Annotated in this window: 14 protein-coding genes and 4 pseudogenes; 12 read left to right on the forward strand and 6 right to left on the reverse strand. The window is 59.1% G+C overall.

Annotated elements, in window-relative coordinates; translation table 11 throughout:
* Positions 1-572: 572 nt before the first annotated feature.
* Entirely contained in the window at positions 573-4,097 is a 3,525-nt protein-coding gene (gene car, locus ML_RS02385; RefSeq protein WP_041322427.1) for a carboxylic acid reductase, read from the reverse strand.
* Between the two features lie 137 nt (positions 4,098-4,234).
* Positions 4,235-5,575 (reverse strand): 4-aminobutyrate--2-oxoglutarate transaminase, encoded by a 1,341-nt coding sequence (gabT, locus tag ML_RS02390; protein WP_010907749.1) that lies wholly within the window; start codon positions 5,573-5,575, stop codon positions 4,235-4,237.
* A 268-nt stretch (positions 5,576-5,843) separates the two neighbouring features.
* On the opposite strand from gabT, the gene yajC reads away from it, so the two are divergent.
* The 6 genes and pseudogenes from yajC to ML_RS02420 all read left to right on the forward strand — a co-directional run bounded on the left by yajC (position 5,844) and on the right by ML_RS02420 (position 14,162).
* Positions 5,844-6,188, forward strand: a complete 345-nt coding sequence (gene yajC, locus ML_RS02395; RefSeq protein WP_010907750.1) for a preprotein translocase subunit YajC — start codon at positions 5,844-5,846, stop codon at positions 6,186-6,188.
* Positions 6,189-6,305: 117 nt separating this feature from the next.
* Entirely contained in the window at positions 6,306-8,021 is a 1,716-nt protein-coding gene (secD, locus tag ML_RS02400) for a protein translocase subunit SecD (RefSeq protein ID WP_010907751.1), read from the forward strand.
* 4 nt (positions 8,022-8,025) lie between these two features.
* Entirely contained in the window at positions 8,026-9,441 is a 1,416-nt protein-coding gene (gene secF, locus ML_RS02405; RefSeq protein ID WP_010907752.1) for a protein translocase subunit SecF, read from the forward strand.
* A gap of 44 nt (positions 9,442-9,485) precedes the next feature.
* Positions 9,486-11,153, forward strand: coding sequence for an ABC transporter substrate-binding protein (locus ML_RS02410; RefSeq protein ID WP_010907753.1), 1,668 nt, complete (start codon positions 9,486-9,488; stop codon positions 11,151-11,153).
* A 29-nt stretch (positions 11,154-11,182) separates the two neighbouring features.
* A pseudogene (locus ML_RS02415) lies at positions 11,183-11,702 on the forward strand (adenine phosphoribosyltransferase).
* A gap of 96 nt (positions 11,703-11,798) precedes the next feature.
* On the forward strand, positions 11,799-14,162 hold the full coding sequence (locus ML_RS02420; RefSeq protein WP_010907754.1) for a RelA/SpoT family protein: 2,364 nt from the start codon (positions 11,799-11,801) through the stop codon (positions 14,160-14,162).
* Positions 14,163-14,220: 58 nt separating this feature from the next.
* Here the strand turns inward: ML_RS02420 and ML_RS02425 are convergent, their stop codons facing one another.
* Positions 14,221-15,108, reverse strand: coding sequence for a peptidylprolyl isomerase (locus ML_RS02425; RefSeq protein ID WP_010907755.1), 888 nt, complete (start codon positions 15,106-15,108; stop codon positions 14,221-14,223).
* Positions 15,109-15,271: 163 nt separating this feature from the next.
* On the opposite strand from ML_RS02425, the gene ML_RS02430 reads away from it, so the two are divergent.
* The 5 genes from ML_RS02430 to ML_RS02450 all read left to right on the forward strand — a co-directional run bounded on the left by ML_RS02430 (position 15,272) and on the right by ML_RS02450 (position 18,115).
* A complete protein-coding gene (locus tag ML_RS02430; RefSeq protein WP_010907756.1) occupies positions 15,272-15,928 on the forward strand; it encodes an MBL fold metallo-hydrolase in 657 nt (218 codons plus the stop codon).
* Between the two features lie 3 nt (positions 15,929-15,931).
* A complete protein-coding gene (gene hisS, locus ML_RS02435; RefSeq protein ID WP_010907757.1) occupies positions 15,932-17,215 on the forward strand; it encodes a histidine--tRNA ligase in 1,284 nt (427 codons plus the stop codon).
* A gap of 188 nt (positions 17,216-17,403) precedes the next feature.
* A complete protein-coding gene (locus ML_RS18535; protein WP_081439391.1) occupies positions 17,404-17,541 on the forward strand; it encodes a PE family protein in 138 nt (45 codons plus the stop codon).
* A complete protein-coding gene (locus ML_RS02445) occupies positions 17,538-17,798 on the forward strand; it encodes a hypothetical protein (RefSeq protein ID WP_145985170.1) in 261 nt (86 codons plus the stop codon). The genes ML_RS18535 and ML_RS02445 overlap by 4 nt, the downstream gene beginning before the upstream one ends.
* Positions 17,799-17,923: 125 nt before the next feature.
* Positions 17,924-18,115 (forward strand): hypothetical protein, encoded by a 192-nt coding sequence (locus ML_RS02450; protein WP_041322431.1) that lies wholly within the window; start codon positions 17,924-17,926, stop codon positions 18,113-18,115.
* 418 nt (positions 18,116-18,533) lie between these two features.
* On the opposite strand, the pseudogene ML_RS02455 reads toward ML_RS02450, so the two are convergent.
* A pseudogene (locus ML_RS02455) lies at positions 18,534-20,053 on the reverse strand (purple acid phosphatase family protein); the annotation flags it as partial.
* Positions 20,054-20,671: 618 nt separating this feature from the next.
* On the opposite strand from ML_RS02455, the pseudogene ML_RS15040 reads away from it, so the two are divergent.
* Positions 20,672-21,179, forward strand: a pseudogene (locus ML_RS15040) (dihydrodipicolinate synthase family protein); the annotation flags it as partial.
* A 205-nt stretch (positions 21,180-21,384) separates the two neighbouring features.
* Here the strand turns inward: ML_RS15040 and ML_RS02465 are convergent.
* Together ML_RS02465 and ML_RS02470 are read right to left on the reverse strand one after the other, a co-directional pair.
* Positions 21,385-22,207, reverse strand: a pseudogene (locus ML_RS02465) (neutral zinc metallopeptidase).
* Between the two features lie 89 nt (positions 22,208-22,296).
* Entirely contained in the window at positions 22,297-22,509 is a 213-nt protein-coding gene (locus tag ML_RS02470) for a ketopantoate reductase C-terminal domain-containing protein (protein ID WP_049769664.1), read from the reverse strand.
* Positions 22,510-22,524 lie beyond the last annotated feature (15 nt).

The following is a 22,524-nucleotide window of genomic DNA, read 5'->3' on the forward strand; positions in this document are numbered from 1 at the left end:
TGCTGAAATCCTCGGGCGCAAGCGTGCAGGCTGCATCCTGCAGCATCAGGGTACTCAGCTGGTGCTGGCGTCGTTTTGGCGCGTCTTACTGTACGGTTGGTCCGCTACATTGCTCCGCAGCACCTGCCGCAGCGGGTGGTTTCGGTGCCGTTCGTCTCGGCCGCGTAGGAGTCAACGCTCGTGGCGTAGTTCACCAGATGCGGCTACGCCACGGGCGTAGCCGCATCGACAGCGTGTGGGCGCGGCAGCCGGCGCATCTGATGCCAATTATGTGCGTTGGCCGCATCAGCAATAACATTCGTGATCGACGTCGCGCTAGTGTCTAGAGAAGTCCGAGCAGCCGTCCTTGCCAGTGTCCGCCGCTGGCTTCGGTGTTGCTCGATGCTAACCAAAGGGTCTGCTTGGCGTCGCCCTAGGCGCTGATGGTGTTTAGGAGCCACTACCTCCTTGGCCTTCGCCGCCACGGTACTAAGTACCCGGAGTGCCCTTGACAAGAGTCTCTCGGCTGCCTCAACCTGGGCAGGCTGAAACGTCCAAAACGGTACTCAGGCTGGCGATCGACCCGCCTGTCTTCAAACCAGCCCGAGCAGCTGCAGATCGCTGACATATTTGGCGATGATTGCCGGCGAGATATGCGGAATATCTTTGTCCTGACCAATGTTCGCGTTTTGAACGGCCGTACGGAACCGGATTGTGGGTGCCAGCGACCCGTGCAATGGCTTCTCCGGCTTCTGGTAGTTGTGCAACAACGGCAACAGTGAGCTGTGACGCTGCCTTTCGGGCAGGGCGCGCAGCGAAATCTCAAACCGTCGCAGCCATTCGTCGTAGTCGTTGATGCGTTGTATAGGGCAGCCGGCATCAATTAACCAGTCCACAAACTCGTCCATACCGATGCCGTCGTCGTGCGGGTTCATTACATGATAGGTCGTGAACCCGTCTCGATCGTGCAGGCTTTGGTCTCCCAGGGTGGAGATCGCTTCGGCGATGAACTCGACGGGCAGACCGTCGTAGTGGGCGCGTTGCCGATTGCTCTCGGCGTCTAGCTCGTAGAACGAGCCGGGTGCGATGCCGGTGGCGGCTAGACTCAGCATCATTCGAGTAAACATGTCGGGGACGTTGAGCTGACCGGCATAGCTGGTGTCGGCCAAGATCATGTCGCAGCGGAAGACCGTGACCGGCAGACCGCATAGGTCGTGAGCTTCGCGCAGCAGCACTTCGCCGGCCCACTTGCTGTTGCCGTAGCCGTTGGCATAGTTGTTGTTGATGTTGCGCGTCGGGCTAATGACTCGGATGTCGGAGTCTTCGGTGAATTTTGCTGGCTCAATCTGATTACCGACGCCGATTGTCGACACATAGATGTACGGCTTTTGCTTACTGGTCAGCGCGATCCGAATCAGCTCGGCGGTGCCTAACGTATTGGGGCCGAATAGCTCGCTGTACGGCAGCACGTGGTTGACCAGGGCGGCGGGGTCGACGATCAGATCGACCGTGTCGGCCAGTCGTCGCCACGTTTGCCGGTCCAATTCCAGATCTACTTCGCCTTTGTCGCCGGCGATGACCTCCAGGTGGTCGGTTGCCAGTTCCTGGTAGTGCGCCAGCAGTTTGGGGTCTCCGCTATCGAAGGTCTTGTCGAGCCGGGCCCGAGCGTCCTCGTTGGACTTGGCTCTTACCAGAGCGATTACCTTCCCTTCGACCAGGTCCATCCGTTCGAGCCATTTCAGGGCCAAGTAGCGCCCCAGGAAGCCGGTAGCGCCGGTCAACAGGACGGTGCGCACCTCGGTGCCGGGTTGCGCCAATACGGGCGCGGCAGTCAGCGTTGATACATCGATGAATTTGTCTAGAGTGAGGTCACTGGCATGCACTTTGCCAGCGTCACGACCGTGTATGGCAATGAAAGTGGGCCGCTTCGTGCCCTGCCGCTCGCGCTCGATGTAGTCGGCGATCGCCACCAAGTTGTTGACAGGGCTGACAATGACGCCCACCGGCACATCGATGTCGAAGAGTTCGCGTAGCAGGCTACCGAATGTCAGCGCGGACAACGAGTCTCCTCCTAAGTCGGTGAAGTGCGCATTCGACGGCAAATCGGTGGTCGCCACTCCCAGAATGGTGCCCACGGCTCGGCTCACCGTCTGCAGTACCGGAGCGTTCGCCACGCTTTGTTTTAGCACGTGCAGTGCATTTGCCTGACCTTCAACCAGATCGGCGTAGAGCTGTTCGAGTCGCGCGCCGTAGTGCTGCTTGAGCTTCGGCCACGCCAGCTTGCGAATACCGGTGAGCAGGCCATTCTCCAGGCTGAACGGTGTAGTCTCGACGATTAAGTCGCGCGGCACCTCGTAGGACTGCAGGTCGGCTTCTTTCGCTACTTTCTGTAAAGAATCGATAATCAGCGGTTTGAGCACCTCAATGTCATTGGTAGCCAACGCATCCTCGGTCGGCACCACAACAGCCAACAGGTAGGGGTGTGCGCTGTTGCCATAGATGTAGATCTGCCGGACCAGTGGGCTATTGCTGAACGCTGCCTCGAGTTTCGCGACGGTGACGAACTGGCCCTGCGCGAGTTTCAGCACGTTGTTGCGGCGATCGACGTACACGAGCCGGTCGGGACCGACTTCGGCGACAATGTCTCCGGTCTGGTAGTAACCGTCGCTGTCGAACACGGTGGCGGTAACCTCAGGACGCTTGTAGTAGCCGGGGAACATGTTCTGGGTCTTGAGCAGCAATTCACCTCTCGGATAAGGCTGGTCGGTGCTGAAGTAGCCCAAATCCGGAACGTCGACCAGCTTGTAATCGATAACCGGCGGACGTTGCACTTCGCCGTCAAACAAGACCATGCCGGCTTCGGTGGAGCCGTAGCCTTCCAACAGATGCATTTCGAGTAGGGACTCGACCCCGTGTTTCAACTCCGGGGAGGTTGGCGCCGAGCCCGTCATAGCCGCGATGTACCGTCCTCCCAGCAGGGATTGCCGCTGTTCATCCATAACTTCGGCTTTGATGGCTGCACGGTCGGCGGAGCCGCTGTTGGCTAACCGACGGTCAACTGCGCGTTTGGATTCATCGTAGAGGGTTTCCCAGATGCGCGGTACAAAGTTCAACTCGGTCGGCCGCACCAGCTTGAGATCCTCCAGCAGCGTCGAGAGGTCGCTGCGGGCGGCGAAGTAAGCCGTGCCGCCGTTACCGAGCGTGCCGTAGAGGATTCCGCGGCCCATGACGTGGCTCATCGGCATGAAGTTAAGAGTGATTGACGCGGCGGTTGGCCCGAACCAGTTTCCGTCTGACCGGCGCCACATCTTGCCGACATTGCTTTGCAGATACATCGCGCCCTTGGGTGCGCCGGTGCTGCCAGATGTGTAGATCAGCAACGCCAACGGGTCAGCAGAGTCATCGGCCACGGGGATCGGCGTAGCTGGCAGCGTCTTGCCGCGACCGAGGACCTCGGTCAGGCTCTCGACCACCACGCTACTGTCCGCCAACCGCGCCCGGGCGGTTGCCACTGCGTCATGCTGCTCGTCGACCTCGGGGTGGTAGTCAAACACAACGAGCTTCGCTGGCGCCTGGCCAGACAGGATCAGCTCGACAGTATCGGGCAGCTGGTTTACGCTCGTCGCGATCATACTGGGTTCGGTCTCGGTCACGATCGACTGCAGCTGGGTGATCGCCGCACTGGTCTGCAGTGGAACCGCCACAGCACCAATCACGCCGAGCGCCATGTCGATGATGGCGTAATCGACACTGTTGAAACCTAGCACGCAGACCCGGTAGCCGGCGTGCAGTAGGTCGTGCCTCCAGGCGCGCGCCAGCGCTCCGACACGGTCGCCCAACTGGCGGTAGGTGATGGTCTCAAAGCTGGGGAGCAGCTCCATCGAGGTGCGTCCGGTCTTAGGGTCTTTGGTGAACTCGGCGACGCGCTGGCCCAGTGCCGGCCGCTCCGCGTAACCGTCCAGCGCGGTCTGGATGATTTGGGGCAGTCGAAGCCCGGGCTGGGCAAGGGCGGCGGCTACCGCCGGGTCGGGTTTGGCGGCGGCGAACTGCGGGTCGTTGGCGGTGAGGTCGTCAACGCGGCGTGCGAGCTGCTTTTCCTGCTTAGTGATAGTCGACATAACAGATTCCTTGCGATGAGAAATAGACTGTTGGCGCCACACGGCACAGACAATTAGAAAATTAGCTGTGCTAAAATATTCCTCAGTGGCTGGGTTACAGATGTGAGATCGTCCACTTCAGGGGTTCTTGGTCTAGTCTAGAAGTCACCCAGGATCCGGCTTAGGATGTCAAGGCCTTCGGCCAACAGTTCGTCGCTTATGGTCAGAGGCGGCAGCAGTCGGATGATGTTGCCGAACATGCCACACGTCAAGATGATGACGCCGGTAGCGTGTGCTGCGGTGGCTACTTTTTCGGTCAGCTCGGGGTCGGGCTCAGCCGTGCCGGATTTTACCAATTCGACGGCGATCATGGCACCCCGGCCACGTACGTCACCTATCCGATCGTCGGCGTCCTGAAGTCGCAACAACCGGTCGGTGATCAGCCGTTCGATCTGTTGGGCTCGCTGGATCAGGCCGTCGTTCTCGATGGTCGTGATGGTTGCCAAAGCCGCCGCGCAGGCGACCGGGTTGCCGCCGAAAGTGCCACCGAGGCCGCTGACGTGCGGGGCGTTCATGATCTCAGCCCGTCCGGTTACCGCCGCCAGCGGCAATCCGTCGGCGATGCCCTTGGCGGTGCAGATCAGGTCGGGCACGATTCCATCGTGCTCGCAGGCGAACATGGCGCCGGTACGCGCAAACCCCGTTTGCACCTCATCGGCGATGAACATCACGTTGTTCTTGCGGCACCAATCCAGCAAAGTAGCTAAAAACCCTTCGGCCGGGACGATGAAACCGCCTTCGCCCTGGATCGGCTCAATGATCACGGCAGCCAGGTCATCGGCGCCAACCTGCTTCTCAATGACGTTGATGGCCCGTGCGCCGGCCAACTTGCCGTCGGTGGCTAGGTCTTTGTTGAGCAGGCCGTCCCGATAGGGGTAGGACAGCGGCGCCCGGTAGATCTCCGGCGCAAAAGGACCAAAGCCGCTTTTGTACGGCATGGACTTGGCGGTCAGTGCCATTGTCAGGTTGGTGCGACCGTGGTAGGCGTGGTCGAACGCGACCACTGCGGGCTTGCGGGTGTACGAACGTGCGACCTTGATAGAATTCTCCACTGCCTCGGCGCCGGAATTGAACAGCACCGAGCGTTTCTCGCCGGATCCTGGGGTAATTCGATTGAGTTGCTCGGTGACGGCGACGTACTCCTCGTAAGGTGTGATTATGAAACAGGTGTGGGTAAAGTCGGCCACCTGGGCGCGCACCGCGTCCACAACGCGAGGCGACGAGTTGCCGATTGTGGTGACGGCGATTCCAGAACCCAGGTCGATAAGCCGGTTCCCGTCGACGTCCTCGATAACGCCGCCGGCGGCGCGCGTTACAAACACTGGCAGGGTGACTCCCACCCCACGAGGCACCGCCGCGTTGAGGCGTTTGGCTAGTTCAAGTGACACGGGGCCGGGGATTTCAGTGACCAGCTGACGGCTCTGCTCGACGCTGGTCACGTGGATCCTCCTGACTACGACACGCCGGTTGTATCGCAGATAAAGCATAGCCTTTATCGGGGTTCTCACACCGGGCGAGTGTGGCTAGGCCACGTCTCTGGGCGACAGTGTGCGCACTGTGCCGGGTTGGGTGCGACTTGGGACCTGCCAGAGTAGATGAGCACAAACTGAACGGTTATTTTGGTGCGCGTCCGCCGGTCAGCTGGCCAGCGTTGCGCCCAGTACCAAATAAAAAATACATACAAAATACAGGTGGGTTGATGGGTCGATGGAGAGTTTGGTTTTACTCTTACTGTTCCTGCTCATCATGGGTGGGTTCATGTTTTTCGCGTCGCGGCGTCAAAGACGCTCGATGCAAGCCACGATCGACCTGTACAACTCGCTACAGCCAGGCGACCGAGTGAATACCACCTCCGGCCTGCAGGCCACCATCATTGTCGTCGGGGACGATACCGTCGATCTTGAGATTGCGCCAGGCGTCGTAACTACTTGGATGAAGCTGGCGATTCGTGATCGGATTCTCCCGGACGATGCGTATATGGACGAACACGAGGCCGAACCGGGGGATTTCGTGTACTGCGATGAGCTAGAAGAGTCCGACGGCTCCAGCTAACGTCGAGGAACGAGTGATGAGGGATTCCTGACGGCGCTTGTGTCTTGTGTGAAGGGCCTAGTGATGCGACACGTAGGCTCTGTCGGGAAAAACCGATTTCGAGGAGATACAAGGAACGTGGCATCGTCTTCGGCGCCAGTGCATTTTGGCCGCTACCTGTCGATGTTTCTGGTGTTATTCATCGGGGTCTATCTGTTAGCGTTTCTCACCGGAGACAAGCGGGTCGTTCCCAGGCTCGGCATAGACCTCCAAGGCGGCACCCGCGTAACGTTGACCGCGCGCACGCCCGACGGCTCGCGCCCCAGCCGGGAGGCGTTGTCACAGGCGCAGCAGATCATCAGCTCCCGGGTTAACGGGCTCGGAGTATCGGGTTCGGAAGTGGTCGTCGATGGCGACAACCTGGTCATCACTGTGCCCGGCAACGACGGCAACGAGGCCCGCAACCTGGGCCAGACTGCGCGTCTGTACATCCGGCCGGTGCTTAACTCGCTACCCGTGCAACGTGGTCAAGACCCCAAGCCGGGTTCCCCTGCCGGCACGTTGCCCAATTTCGCGCCGATGCCGCCCGACCACCCAGGCGCGCAACCACGCCCCTACCTGCAAGATCCGACGTCATCACCTAGCTCAGATCCGATGCCAAGTCCAGTGCCAACCGGAGCGGCACTACCGGGTGAGGTTCCCTCGGTTGAGCAGCCCGCGCCACCGGATCCGCGTAAGGATCTAGCTGAACGCATTGCCGAGGAGAAGAAGTGGCGGCAAAGCACCAAACAGAGTATTCAGTTCCTCGCATTGCAGTTCGAATCCACCCACTGCGACAAAGACGACATTCTGGCCGGCAATGACGACCCGAATCTGCCTCTGGCGACCTGCTCGACCGACCATAATATGGCGTATTTGTTAGCGCCATCGATCATCAGCGGCGACCAGATCCAAAACTCCACGTCCGGCATGAACCAGCGTGGGGTCGGCTACGTCGTCGATCTGCAGTTCAAGTCTGCGGCCGCAGATGTCTGGGCTGACTTCACCGCCGCCCACATCGGTACTCAGACCGCTTTCACCCTGGACTCCGAGGTGGTCAGCGTCCCGGTAATCAACGAGGCAATTTTGGGCGGGCGTACCCAGATCAGTGGTGGAGATCCGCCGTTCACCGCCGCAACCGCGCGCCAGCTGGCCAACGTTTTGAAATACGGATCGCTGCCGCTATCTTTCGAGCCGTCGGAAGCTCAAACAGTTTCGGCGACTTTGGGGTTGACATCGTTACGGGCGGGTCTGATCGCAGGTGCGATCGGCCTGAGCCTAGTGTTGCTGTACTCGTTGCTATATTACCGGGTACTTGGATTGCTCACCGCGTTTTCGCTTTTCTGTTCCGGCACAATAATTTTTGCGATCTTGGTGCTCTTGGGTCGATATATCAATTATACTTTGGACCTTGCGGGTATCGCGGGTCTGATCATCGGTATCGGCACCACTGCCGACTCCTTCGTGGTGTTTTTCGAGCGGATCAAAGATGAGATCCGCGAAGGCCGTTCGTTCCGGTCGGCTGTTCCTCGTGGCTGGGTGCGTGCCCGCAAGACGATCGTGTCCGGCAACGCTGTCACCTTCCTGGCGGCTGCTGTGCTGCACTTCCTGGCGATTGGCCAAGTAAAGGGATTTGCTTTCACCCTCGGCCTTACCACGATCCTGGACCTGGTGGTGGTGTTCCTGGTGACCTGGCCGCTGGTGTACTTGGCTTCCAAGTCTCCGTTGCTGGCAAGGCCGGCATACAACGGCTTGGGCGCCGTTCAACAGGTTGCCCGCGAACGACGGGCTTCCGCCAAGACAGGACGGGGGTAGCGCGATGGTCTCCAGAGCCAAAGTCGGCGCCGAGACCACCAAGGGTATCGACGAACCAGACCGAAATGACAACACCGACGACAATGGCGCCGGTGCGGTCGAAGTCACCGAAGCCGCCGAGGATGCCGTGGAGCTGACTAACGATATATCCACACAGCTGCCGCAGCACGGCTTTCTTGCTCGGTTCTACACCGGCCTTTCTCGACTGTACACCGGCACCGGTGTGTTCGAGGTGGTGGGACGCCGGCGGCTGTGGTACAGCGTGGGCGGCGTCATCGTGGCGGTTGCGGTCCTGTCCATTATCGTTCGCGGGTTTACTTTCGGGATTGATTTCAAGGGCGGCACCACGGTGTCCATGCCTGTCTCGCCCGGAGTGGGGGGGACAGGCGCAATTGAGGTTGCGCAGGTTGCCGATGTCTTCAAGAAGACCCTTGGCAGTGATCCGGAATCGGTGGTCGTTGTTGGTAACGGCGCGTCAGCAACGGTGCGGATCAGTTCGAAAACGCTGTCCAATGACCAGACGTCGAAGCTGCGTAACGCCTTGTTTGACGCATTCGGACCCAAAGGCGCCGACGCTAAGCCTAGCAAGCAGGCAATCAGCGACGCGGCGGTATCGGAGACCTGGGGCGGTCAGATCACCAAGAAGGTGGTGATCGCTCTTGTGGTGTTTCTGGTGCTAGTCGGCCTGTACATCACTGTGCGGTACGAGCGTTATATGGCTATCTCCGCACTGACTACCATGTGTTTTGACCTGACCGTCACAGCCGGCGTGTACTCGCTGGTGGGCTTCGAAGTCACTCCGGCCACTGTCATCGGCTTGTTGACGATCCTCGGTTTCTCTCTCTACGACACCGTTATCGTGTTCGACAAAGTTGAGGAGAATACCCACGGTTTCCAGCACACCACTCGGCGCACCTTCGCTGAGCAGGCTAACTTGGCGATCAATCAGACCTTCATGCGTTCGATCAACACCAGCCTGATCTCGGTACTACCGGTGTTGGCGCTGATGGTGGTCGCGGTGTGGTTGCTGGGCGTCGGTACGCTCAAGGACCTGGCATTAGTGCAGCTGGTCGGCATCATTGTCGGCACCTACTCGTCGATCTTCTTTGCAACTCCACTGTTGGTCACGCTGCGTGAACGCACAGAGCTGGTACGCACCCACACCCGCCGGGTAGTCAAACGGCGCACCCTCGGTTCGCAAGTGGGCAAAAAAAACGCTGACAGCCACGTTGCAGCAGGCACCCGAAAACCGCAGAATCAAGCGGAATCCTGCGCTGACGCATCGTCGCAGGAGGGCACCGAGGTCGCCACCGCGTCCGTGCCCACGGTACTCAGCAAGCTGGCACCGGGAGTGCGTCCGGTGCGGCCGACCGGTACCCGACGTCCTACCGGCAAGCGAAACAACGTCGGTCGGCGGTAGTCAAGGTGGCTACCCGAGGTTGGCAAGCCGTGAGTGAGTACGATTTGCGGTCCGGCTTATTCGGGGTTTTGCGGTGGACTGCAGTAGGCTTGGTCGCGACGCTGGTGGCTTCTTTGGCGCTGACTGCGTGTTCTGGAAGCGCCGCGGGGGAGATCGTCTATGTGGTCGACGGGGCGTTGGGTACCTACAACACTAACACCATCGTCGGTGCTGCGTCGGCCGGAGCGCAGGCGTTTGCCCGCACGCTCATCGGCTTCGGCTATCACGGCCCCGATGGACAGATAGTCGCTGACCACGACTTCGGAACCATCACGGTGGTGGGCGGGGTGCCATTAGTGCTCGACTACCAGATAGCCGACAATGCTGTCTACTCCGACGGCAAGCAGGTGACTTGCGATGATTTGGTGCTGACCTGGGCTGCCCAGTCTGGGCGGTTTCCCGGCTTCGATGCTGCCACCCAGGCCGGTTACCGCGACATTGCTAATATCGAGTGCCTGGCCGGGCAGAAGAAATCCCGCGTGTTCTTCGTCCCGGACCGCAGCGTTGTCGATTATGAACAGCTGTTCGCCGCGACCTCGATGATGCCGTCACACGTCATCGCTGACCAACTGAATATCGACGTGACGGAGGCATTGCTGACCCACAATGCGACATTGGTGGAACAGATCGCGCGATTGTGGAACACCACCTGGGACCTCAAACCAGCTGTCGATTTGAGACGCTTCCCGTCGTCAGGCCCATACAAGATCGAATCCGTCTTGAACGGTGGCGCTGTAGTGCTTGTAGCCAACGACCGTTGGTGGGGTCTCAAGGCGACCACCAAGCGGATCACAGTACGGCCACAGGAAGCCGACATCCAGGACCGAGTCAACAACCGCAGCGTCGACGTCGTCGATGTCGCGGTCGGGTCGTCGGGATCGCTGGCCACTCCGGACAATTACGCGCGCATCGACTCGCCGTCGGCGGGCATCGAGCAGCTGATCTTTGCGCCGCAGGGGCTGCTGGCTGCGGCTGCCGCCCGCCGCGCACTCGCGCTGTGTACGCCCCGCGACGTGGTCGCTCGAGACGCGGGGTTGTCGATCGCCAACTCACGCCTGTCCCCGGCTACCGAGGATGCCATCGCTGCGGCCGACGGTGCTCGCGAGGCCGGCCAGTTCAGCAAGGCGGATCCCGCCGCAGCGCACGACGCACTTAGTGGTGAGACGTTGCCGGTGCGGATCGGCTACCAAGGGCCCAACGCACGGTTGGCGGCCACCGTCGGGACTATCGCCAAGGCGTGCGCTGTAGCTGGTATCAGTGTGTCCAGCGTTACCTTGGACTCCTCGACGGACCCCTCGGGCCCGCAGGCGCTTCGGGACGGAAAGATCGACGTGCTGTTGGCCAGCACTGGTGGCGCCACCGGCAGCGGATCGAGTGGGTCATCTTCGATGGATGCCTATGACCTACACACCGGCAACGGCAACAACCTGTCTGGCTATGCAAACGCGCAGGTTGACAACAATATCGGCGCGTTGGCGGTATCCGCTGACCCAGCCGAGCGTGTTCGGCTCCTCGCCGATAGTGCACCTGTACTCTGGGCGGATATGCCGACATTGCCTCTATACCGGCAGCAGCGAATGCTGCTGATGTCGAAGACAATGTATGCAGTTACCAGGAATCCGACCCGTTGGGGCGCGGGTTGGAACATGGATCGATGGGCGTTAGTACGATGAAAAGCTTTAAGGTTTGAGGAGGTGTCTCCGTGGCCGACCTTATCGCTGCCTTGACTCGGAATGCGGCCGATTTCCCGACGCCAGCCATCCAGTTCAAGGACCTTACTCCGCTGTTCGCTGACTGACAGGCGATGGCCAGCGGTGATCGATGCGTTAGCAGACGTTGCAGCTGGCGCTGATCTGGTCACCGGCCTCGAGTTTCGAGGGACTATGGTGGTTGCAGCTACAGCGGCCCGGCTCGACATCGGTGTATTGGCCATTCGCAAGAGCGGCAAGCTGCCGCTGTCTGTGCTCAGCGAAGATTACATCATGGAGTAACGGCCAGCGGCATCATCGAGGTACCCGCTGACAGCGTCGAGCTACGCAGCCGCAACGTGGTGATTATTGACGACGTCTTGGCGACTGCCGGCACTCTCGGTGTGGTGTGCCGATTATTGGAGCGCAGCGGGTCCGGTGCCATTGCGGCGGCGGTAGGTTATGGAACTCACGGCGTTGGGTGGTCGCGAGGCGATCGCACCGCTGCAGGTACAAAGTTTGAGCCGCGCCTAGCCTCGCTATCTGGGTACTTCCCCTCCGTGCTGGAATGGCTTGGGAGAAGCAGGTCAATCGGACTCAGGGATATCCTTAAGGTCGGAGGTGACCAACGTGGCGGACGACCAAGGTACGGCGCAAGCTTTGCAACCAGTTCAGGTGGTCCCCGGCCCTGCTGTTGAGGCACCGGAGACGCCGGTCGAAACCCTGAAGACTTCTAGCAGTGCGTCTCGTCGGGTCCGGGCTCGGTTGGCCCGTCGGATGACCGCTCAACGCAGCACCATCAGTCCCGTGCTCGAGCCGCTGGTGGCTGTGCATAAAGAGTTTTATCCCAAGGCAAACCTTTCGATAGTGCAGCGAGCCTTTGAAGTCGCCGACCAACGGCACGCCAGTCAACTGCGGCGTTCCGGTGATCCGTACATCACCCATCCGCTGGCCGTTGCCAACATTTTGGCTGAGTTGGGCATGGATATCACTACCCTGGTGGCTGCGCTACTGCACGACACGGTCGAGGACACCGGTTACACGCTCGAGGCACTGTCCGAAGAATTTGGCGACGAGGTAGGCCATCTCGTCGACGGGGTGACCAAGCTGGATCGGGTGGTGCTGGGCAGTGCTGCCGAGGGCGAGACCATCCGCAAGATGATTACCGCAATGGCCCGTGATCCACGGGTGTTGGTTATCAAGGTGGCCGACCGGTTGCATAACATGCGCACCATGCGCTTCCTGCCTCCGGAAAAGCAGGCGCGCAAGGCCCGTGAGACATTGGAAGTCATTGCACCACTAGCGCATAGGCTAGGTATGGCCAGTGTTAAGTGGGAGTTGGAAGACCTGTCTTTCGCGATCTTGCATCCCAAAAAATACGAGGAGATCGTACGGCTGGTAGCGGGCCGTGCACCGTCCCGCGATACCTACCTGGCCAAGGTCCGTGCCGAGATCATAAGTACCCTGGGTGCGTCGAAAATCAAGGCGACGGTGGAGGGCCGGCCCAAGCATTACTGGTCGATTTATCAGAAAATGATCGTCAAGGGGCGAGACTTCGACGATATTCACGACTTGGTCGGCATCCGTATCCTGTGCGACGAGATCCGCGACTGCTATGCCGCTGTCGGCGTGGTGCATTCGTTGTGGCAGCCGATGGCGGGACGGTTTAAAGACTACATTGCTCAGCCGAGGTATGGTGTGTACCAGTCGTTGCACACCACGGTCGTTGGGCCCGAGGGCAAGCCTTTGGAAGTACAGATTCGTACCCGCGATATGCACCGTACCGCCGAATACGGCATAGCAGCGCACTGGCGCTATAAAGAAGCCAAGGGCCGCAACGGTGTTCTGCATCCACATGCAGCCGCAGAGATCGACGATATGGCCTGGATGCGGCAGCTTCTCGACTGGCAACGAGAGGCCGCCGAACCAGGTGAGTTCTTGGAGTCGTTGCGTTACGACCTTGCAGTGCAAGAGATTTTTGTGTTCACTCCTAAAGGGGACGTCATCACGTTGCCGACTGGGTCAACGCCGGTGGACTTTGCCTATGCGGTGCACACCGAGGTCGGGCACCGATGCATTGGTGCCAGAGTCAACGGACGACTGGTGGCGCTGGAGCGCAAGCTGGAAAACGGGGAATTCGTAGAGATTTTCACATCCAAAGCTCCCAATGCCGGGCCTTCGCGGGATTGGCAGCAGTTCGTGGTGTCGCCGCGCGCTAAGACGAAGATCCGTCAATGGTTCGCCAAGGAGCGGCGTGAGGAAGCACTGGAGGCTGGTAAGGATGCGATGGCCCGCGAGGTACGTCGCGGTGGACTTCCTTTGCAGCGCTTGGTGAATGGTGAGTCCATGGCGGCAGTGGCCCGTGAGCTACATTACATTGACGTGTCCGCACTGTATACCGCAATTGGTGAAGGACACGTGTCTGCCCGGCACGTCGTGCAGCGGCTGTTGGCCGAGTTGGGCGGTATCGATCAGGCTGAAGAGGAACTGGCCGAACGGTCCACACCGACGACCATGCTGCGCCGTCAACGCAGCACCGATGATGTCGGGGTTTCGGTCCCCGGCGCCCCAGGTGTGCTGACTAAGCTAGCCAAATGCTGCACGCCGGTACCTGGCGATGCGATCATGGGGTTCGTTACCCGCGGCGGCGGGGTTAGTGTGCACCGCACCGACTGCACCAACACGGCATCGCTGCAGCAGCAGGCCGAGCGCATCATCGAGGTGTTGTGGGCGCCGTCGTCGTCGTCGGTGTTTCTGGTGGCGATTCAGGTGGAGGCGCTCGACCGGCATCGGCTGCTGTTGGACATAACACGCGCGTTAGCCGACGAAAGGGTGGACATTCTATCGGCGTCGGTCACCACGTCGGGTGACCGGGTGGCGATCAGCCGGTTTACCTTCGAGATGGGTGACCCCAAGCACCTCGGACATCTGCTCAATGTGGTCCGCAATGTCGAAGGCGTTTACGATGTCTATCGGGTGATGTCTGCGTCTTGACGTTCGGGTGGTTACTCGGCAAATCCCCCTCTGCTTTGACGTGGATGACCGGACGGCTTTAGTCGAGCCGCAGCGACTCGATGGTAACTTCGGTGGCTGGTGGCCCGTCATCACCGCCGCTGGCGATTCCGCCCTTAGCTATCTTGTCCAGCGTGGCCAGCCCGTCAGCCTGGATCGTGCCGAAGACGGTGTACTCAGGCGGTAACTGTGAGTCATGGTAGACTAGAAAAAATTGGCTGCCATTGGTGTTCGGACCGCTATTGGCCATTGCCAGTGTGCCACGCGGATACAGAACAGGTTGCTTCAATTTAGGGTCGTTGGGCGGGTACTGATCTGTGGGGTACTCGTTAGCGAACTTGTATCCTGGGCCGCCGGTGCCGTCGACTTTCGGGTCGCCACACTGTAAGACGCCCAGCATCAGGGAAGTGGTCAACCTATGACATTTTGTGTTGTTGAAAAAGCCCTGGCCGGTTAGACTGGCGAAACTATTTACCGTGCAAGGTGATTCGGCATTGTTTAGCAATAGACCGATATTGCCCTGGTTGGTAGCCATACTTGCGCTCACTGTGGCTGGATCGGTCGGCACCTTGCCGGCCCGTGGCGGCTTGACTGGCTTGGCGGCCTTGTCCGCTGATGGTGGGTACTGGCAGTTGACGCCCAGGTTGGTCGACGGTTGGAATGATGGCAATGGCAGAACTGACGGCGTAACGGCGGGAGTCTTAGTCGCTGTCAGGGAGTTACTGGCGGTCGACGAAGCGGTATCGTGCTTGTGGCCAAGCTTGCTGATCACGACGGTAGCCACTACCGTAATAATTACGGCCACTGCCACTACCACGCCACCGCTTATCAACAGGACTCGGCGCCATCGGGCCTGCTTAGCGCGGCGCTCCAGCTGTCGTTTCAGTTTGCGCTTGGCTGTTGCGCGTCGCTGTTCGTTGGTCGGCACGTCCGGTATGCCTCCATGGTTGTTCGATTAATTGGGGCCGAGTTGCCAGCCAAGGCTAATGTGAACGCCTCGACCTGTGTCAAGTTTTTGTTTCGCGGCGTCTGTCTCGGCTGCTGAGTGGACCGCATTGTCGTCGACGGCTAAGGGATGGGAAACTGGGGGTGTGTTAATCACCGGATTTCCCGCCGGGATGCTGCAGTGCAACTGTTACGTGCTGGCCGACCGGGCGGGTACGGATGCCGTCATAGTGGACCCCGGCCAGCGTGCGATGGGCCCGCTGCGGCGCATCCTTGACGAGAATCGTTTGACTCCATCGGCGGTGCTGCTCACCCACGGCCACATCGATCACATGTGGTCGGCCCAGAAAGTGTCCGACACCTATGGTTGTCCGACGTACATTCATCCCGAGGACCGGTTCATGTTGACCGATCCGCTCTTCGGCTTCGGTCCGCGGGTGGCGCAGGTCGTCACGGGAGCGTTCTTTCGTGAGCCCAAGCAGGTCGTCGAGCTGGACCGGGATGGCGATAAGCTCGATTTGGGCAGTGTGACCGTCAACGTCGACCATACCCCCGGACATACCCGCGGCTCGGTGTGTTTTTGGGTCGCCGCAGATACCGACGTGGTGTTGACCGGCGACACGCTGTTCGAGCGCACCATCGGTCGCACCGATCTGTTTGGTGGCAGTGGTCGTGACCTATACCGTTCCATCGTCGAAAAATTGTTGGTACTCGACGACAAGACCGTGGTACTACCCGGGCATGGCAACTCCACCACCATCGGTGCCGAGCGTCGTTTCAATCCGTTCCTCGAGGGCCTGTAGCTTGTGACGGAGTCATGCACTGTGTTTTCGTTTTCTGGGCCCAAGGGGATACCGGATTATTTTCCTCCGGACTCGGCGCAATTTGTCGCGGTACGTGATGGTTTGCTCACTGCCGCCCGCAGGGCCGGTTACGGCGATATCGAGTTACCTGTTTTCGAGGACACCGCGTTGTTCGCTCGCGGCGTTGGTGAGTCCACTGACGTGGTAGCCAAGGAGATGTATACGTTTGCTGACCGTGGTGATCGCTCGGTTACGCTGCGTCCCGAGGGCACCGCTGGGGTGGTGCGTGCGGTGATTGAACACGGTCTGGACCGTGGAGCGTTGCCGGTGAAGCTGTGCTACGCGGGCCCGTTTTTCCGATACGAGCGTCCCCAGGCCGGCCGATGTCGCCAACTGCAGCAGGTCGGCGTTGAAGCAATCGGTGTCGACGACCCGGCCCTAGACGCCGAGGTGATCACCATCGCCGACGCTGGCTTCCGCTCCCTGGGTCTGGACGGGTTCCAGTTGGAAATCACTTCGCTGGGCGATGGTACTTGTCGCCCGCAATATCGAAAACTGTTGCAGGAGTTTCTCTTGCAGCTCGACCTTGACGAAGATACCCGCCGACGCGCCGAGCTTAATCCGCTGCGGGTGCTTGATGACAAACGACCCCAGGTGCAAGCGATGACAGCCGCAGCTCCGGTGTTGCTAGACCATTTGTCCGATGGCGCCAAGCAGCACTTCGATACGGTGCTGGCTCACCTGGACGCTCTGCGGGTGCCATATGTCATCAACCCGCGGATGGTGCGAGGGCTGGATTACTACACAAAAACAACCTTCGAGTTCGTCCACCCCGGCTTAGGTGCGCAATCCGGCATCGGCGGCGGTGGACGTTATGATGGTCTAATGCGTCAGCTCGGCGGGCAGGACTTGTCGGGCATCGGATTCGGACTCGGGGTGGACCGGACCTTGCTGGCCCTACATGCCGAAGGCAAGACCGTGGGGGAAACCACACGCTGCGACGTATTCGGTGTGTCGCTGGGTGAAGCTGCTAAACTCAAGGTGGCGATGTTGGCCGGGCAACTGCGTGCTGCCGGCGTCCGCGTCGACCTGATCTACGGGGATCGCGGGATCAGGGGAGCGATGCGTGCGGCGGGCCGTTCCGGTGCTCGCATCGCGTTGATAGTAGATGATTGCGCCATTAAGGCCGACGGTGTCGGTGTGAGGGATCTAGCCACCGGTGAACAGATTTCGGTAGCTGTAGATTCTGTTGTCGCCGAAGTAATTTCGAGAATAGCTCCGAGTTAGCTCGGCTGACTTCGTCAGACGAAATTTGTCGTTCGTCTGAACCAGGGGTCGGCGTTATTGACCATACGGTTATTGACGTGATCGCAGAAGCCGGCTCGCGGGGATGCTGAGGTGTTGGGAGCGAAGACATGGCGTTTGTTATTGTGCTCCCTGAACTGGTGGCAGCCACAGCGACGGATCTGTAGGGAATCGGCACTTCGCTGAGCGAAGTCGACGCCGCGGCTGCCGCGCAAACAACTGGAGTACTGGCGGCCGGTGATGACGAAATTCGGCGGCCACTACGACGTTGTTTCCGGGTACGGTCTGGCCTACCGGGCGCTCAGTGATCAGGTGGAGCAATTTCATTAACAGGTTCGTGCAGGCGCTCAATGTCACTGCGACGCGTTATGTCAGTGCTAGGTCGGTAAATGCCTCGCTATTGCAGACTTTGGAGCAGGAGCTGTTGGGTTTGGTCAATGCGTCCACCGAGACGTTGCTGGGACATCCGCTGATTGGCAATGGCGGTATGAAAGGCAACGGTGGTCAATTGGCGGGCACTTCGGGGATGATGGGTGCGGTGCAGCCCTTCCGCGTGTGGACTTGACGAATATTGGGATTGATGTTCGCATATAAACATGTGTTGGGCTGGTCAAACTTCGTAGTCAACGGGACGTTTGTCGACGACGGGGTGCTGCTGGCGGCTGCAGCGGGTCGGTTTCGTCCATAAGCGTGCGCGTTCCGCATTTCGAGAGCCGCTACGTATTGATGCCCGGCATCATCAACACGCTCGTCGGGGTCCGGCACGCTGCTGTCAATCTTTCGCCCTACGGAACCCTGCTGGGTAGGGACCTGTCGCTCATCGCCGACGAGGTGCAACAGGTGTCGGCGTCGCTGGCGGTAGCTGATGCAGAGTTACACTGAGATGTCGAACTGGGCACATCGGATACCGCAGGAGCTTCTGGGGCTGATCAGCGCAATCCGTTACGCCGGTCTGGACTGGCATGTGATGGTTGTTGGTTTGGCCGTATCTCACCGACTCCATCGAGCACCTTGACCGGTTGCTTGGACGGGAACGTGGCTGCCGGTGTGAAGGTTTTCGTCCTACATTTGCGTGGTTCGACCCGCGGCTGATTCATATCCTGGTTGGCCTGTGCGCATTCTGAATTCGTCGGCCCGTACCAGGAATTCTACCAGTGTAGAGCCTATCTGCCGCTGAGCTACCGTGAGATGTTTCGGCAACGTGCTGCGCTGCTGATTACGAGGTATCAGCTGATGGGTGATCACCGCCGGTGGCCATTGACGACCATATCGGCGGCGGTTCCGGGTCACACAGCACCACCGGCACGCCAGTAGCGAACTGGTCTATTGCGGTGATGGCGTTGAACAGCCCGCTCACCGCGTAATACGTTGCCTTGATTGACATCATATTGTGGACTGGTTGACCCGGATTGACGTAGAAAGCCGTAAGGATTGTTGCGGTCGTGAAACACCGACCGCGCCGCATCTGTATAAAATGTATATCGGCACCTTACGTCCGATAGCGGGATCAAATGTACCGACGTCGGTAAGCCACGCGGCACTAAGGGCACTAAGGTTGGAGGGAACAGCAGCGCGTTGCTGGGCAGCGGGGTACCGCCGCCGATAACCATGTGCACTGTGCCCTGGGTGGCGTCGATGAGGTCGACGGGAATTGGTGTTTCGGGTGTCTGCACCCAATATTACGCGCAATGGGTGTGAGCGTTCGGTAATGGTGTTCGTGGCTGCGCATCACGAGATCGACCTGGTGCTCGTCGAACAACCTCAACCATTCCTCGCGAAATCCCGATGTCGACGCCATTGTTGCGGTCAGTGGTGGAGATTGTCGCCTGATGAATACAAACGACCACCCAGTCAAAATCTGGGTCGTTTCGTGCGTCGGCTAATTTGTCTGCAAGTTAGCGCTTTTGCTTTCCTACCTAGTATTTATGCACGTACGAATTGCGGCCATCTTGTAAGGCCACGTCCTCGTTGTTCCGGCTGATTACCCGCACAGAGTTAGCGGTGAATGAGTAGCATAGAGCTGAGGACTAGATCCCAAATTGTTCACCGCAAAGTAGATCTCATAGGAACCGTAACTAATTGGCCCATTGCCTAATTCGCTCTCGTGATTGCCGAAGGCCGGCATCAACGACAGTTAATGCGTCGAATCGGGTGGTGTTGTCAAGCCGGCCCAACCAAGTGCGGGTCCGGTCTTAGGCGAGTTCAGCCTAGCATAGGTCACCGTGCACGAGGTTGAACAGCAGGGCGATGCGTTTGATCGCGATCGTGGTATCGTCGGCTGTGGGCGAGCCAATGTTGTTGATTAATGCTATGTATTATTGGTCAACTGGCTTAACTCCGGAGTAGATCGACCACTGAAACTGTATTAATAGCAGCCATTTTTCGTCATTCTGGTGCGGTGTGCACGGTCCTTAGCCCGGGCTCCATACCTATGATGGACCGCGGCGTAGATGTAGTCGGTGTCCGCGGTCAGGTTCGTCAAGTGGGTGTGGTTGGTGCGGACCTGGGTGTGGACTGTGCGTCTCGGTATGTTCGGGTTTATGTTGGCACGGTTTTACCGAGCCCAGATGTCGGCGTGTCGAACATGACTCGCGGTCTGCGGATGGCGTCGGTGGTGTGCCATGACACGATAACCTCGGTTGCGGCGTTTTTGCCAAATTGCAGATGCAGACCACCCACCGGCGGTGCGCTATGTCGGTCCGACCGGGGTATGTATCCGTGACCGCGTGGGTGAGATCACAACAGTGCAGCTCTGCCCGCACCAATGATCGCCGCTACCGTACTCGCCGTTAACCTGCGGCGGCTGACGGCGGTTCTGATGTTCGGGTGGTCGGGTCAGGACCATCGTCCCGTTGCGGATCTCGCTTATTCATGCTTCATACCCCGAGCTGGGCGACCGCTGATGTATCTGGCCGGTGAACGTCTGCCGGGACTGCTACGCGGGTAACTGAATCCGGTAAGTGTTTTTGTCATGATGAACCTGCGAAAAATGATCAGCGCGGTCGCGATCACAACGTTTGGGGTGGTGCCGGAAGTCGCAACGACTACACCGACGGCACCCGCAGACCCAGCTGGTCTATACTAACAAAATAATCACCAGTGATCTGATCGTCAATATCCACTACATGAACACCGATCCGCCCAGTTAAGCGGTCTTTAACGCTGACTCAGCGAAATATCTGAACACTGTGTCCACCCCAGATCTCCGGTGTTCAGCCACTGGGCTATATCGCAATGTGGCAATCCGAACTAGTGGACGATTGTTACCGTTCAGCGGGTGGGCTGCGGATCAATGTTCAATTGTATCGTGAGATCGCGGTGGACGGTCAGGTGGTGGTATCATAAAACGGTGGCAGCCGCGTCTGGTTCTTGACGGGACCTTTCTACTCGGCACGTAGCCAATAGCCGCTAGATGCGATCGTGAGCCTGGTAGGTGGTGATCTTGCCCTTTTTCCTATTATGGCCTATAGTAATCCGGACAGCAGCGGCATCGATATGAGCACTGAATTACTGGTCAGCATGTTCGAGTCCATCGACAATATCAGCATGCTCAAAGAATCCATTCGGTGAATTGTACCGGATGCTGCGCATCATCGAACTCAATGTCGGACGGCTGCCCTTCTACAGCGGTAGTAACCTGCTCGTGTTCGACGCGCTGAAGGTTGGTGCATCCGGTTGGCGCACCGCACGGCCGCACCCACTTTGCGTCCGCCGCCGTACATCGACCTGTAAAACGCAGTGCGCGTCAGCGGTCTGGAGAAAGCATAGATTCTTTACGACGACCTCAAGGAGCCTCTGCAGTTCATAATCACAGTCGGGTTGGTCACCACCGTGAAAGCCGGTCTCAATTTGCTGGGATTGTTCGCTGGAGATCCGCGTGTGTCGTTGCTGCCGCTCGATTGAACAAGGACATGCCGAGTTGCGTAAGCTGTTCACTGTCGCCTGAGTCGGCGTTCAACCCAGCACGGTAGGCTGTGATCGGGACGATTACTAGAGGACGTCAGAGCGAATGCCATGCGCGACGACACGGACCAATATGTCGTGAATGATGTTTTGATTGTGGGTTCGGAGTAATTGAGCTGCATTACACACTTCGTGTGTGCTCCTTTCCTCCTACCGTGATCGGTTGGCCAGTGTATAATATGTCGTGGCTATCCCAAATTCGTGGCGTCGAAGGTGTTACACTTCTTCGGGCCACCGCTCTGATGCCCCATGGTGAGCCACTTTTGCTGTTGCGTGGAGGAATCGTGTGTCCACGATTCTGGGTTGGTATTTCTGGTTGTGGCTTTCTGGATATGATCGTCGCTCACTGAGGACGCAGCCAAGAGGGCATCTTGGATGTCCTTGTCGTTCAACGGCTCCAGATAAGGCACACCAGTGCTGTTCTGCTTGATCGTTGACGCCTAGTGTGGCTAACACACCGCCTGCAACTCGGTGTGCGCACCGTTGCCGTGGGCGCCCTGCTGGGCGAGGCGGAGCGCCCCCTGCCGGTTTGCAGATGATGGTCGTATTCGTGAGCGACCATTTATTCTCCGCCAAGTGGGTTGCCGCTGGAACTGAATTTGTCTATCAGTACTTCGAGGAAGTCGGTGTCAAAGTACGTCGCCTGGTCCACCGGACAGTAGAATGGTCTCACTGCGCGAGTGGTCAGTCTGTGGCTGCTGTTTATCTGGCTGTTGAACAACCTGTTTGTGCGGACGGGTGTAGCTGCGCAGCAGTTGTTTCCATACAGTGTCCACGGAGTTACTGGTGACTACTTACCCAGCACTGCACGTATTTGTTGGCATCGACCTCGGGTTTTTCCCTGTTCAAGTCGAAACTGGGCGCTAAGTTATCGGTAGTGTCGATTCGCCGCTGGCTCAGAATGCCGCCCGGATCCATGCCCAGGAATATCGCCACCACCACGACCAACCGCTCGCCGCCAGAGGTCGACGTGGTGTTAGTGTTTATCTGCGTACTCTCGTTGAAGAGCAACGTACTCTTCGTTGCGCTTTGACCCTTGCATTTCTGACCCAGCCTGCAGTCCAGCTTTGCACACCGCAGCCCCTGGCATGCTAGCATTGCTACCCGGGTCCGCCGCTGACCGCAGCCAGCAGCGGCACCACGACATCGCTGATCGGGGTCGCCAGACTGTGGGCGCGTGCCTTGCGGATGATCGCCCCGTTGCGGATATCCCATTCCAACCGCCGATGGCTTTCCCGGTCGGCCAGGATCAGTGTGCCCCAGGCCGCGATGCGGAAATTGGGGTTTTCTGCTACCCCGGCAACCGGAATCACGCAGTAGCTCAGAGA

The organism is Mycobacterium leprae TN, from assembly GCF_000195855.1.
Lineage (GTDB): Bacteria > Actinomycetota > Actinomycetes > Mycobacteriales > Mycobacteriaceae > Mycobacterium > Mycobacterium leprae.

Bases quoted from the DNA above. Each gene is read 5' to 3' on its own strand.
- secF (WP_010907752.1), top strand. From the start codon at position 8,026: ATGGTCTCCAGAGCCAAAGTCGGCGCCGAGACCACCAAGGGTATCGAC.
- yajC (WP_010907750.1), top strand. From the start codon at position 5,844: ATGGAGAGTTTGGTTTTACTCTTACTGTTCCTGCTCATCATGGGTGGG.
- car (WP_041322427.1), bottom strand. From the start codon at position 4,097: ATGTCGACTATCACTAAGCAGGAAAAGCAGCTCGCACGCCGCGTTGAC.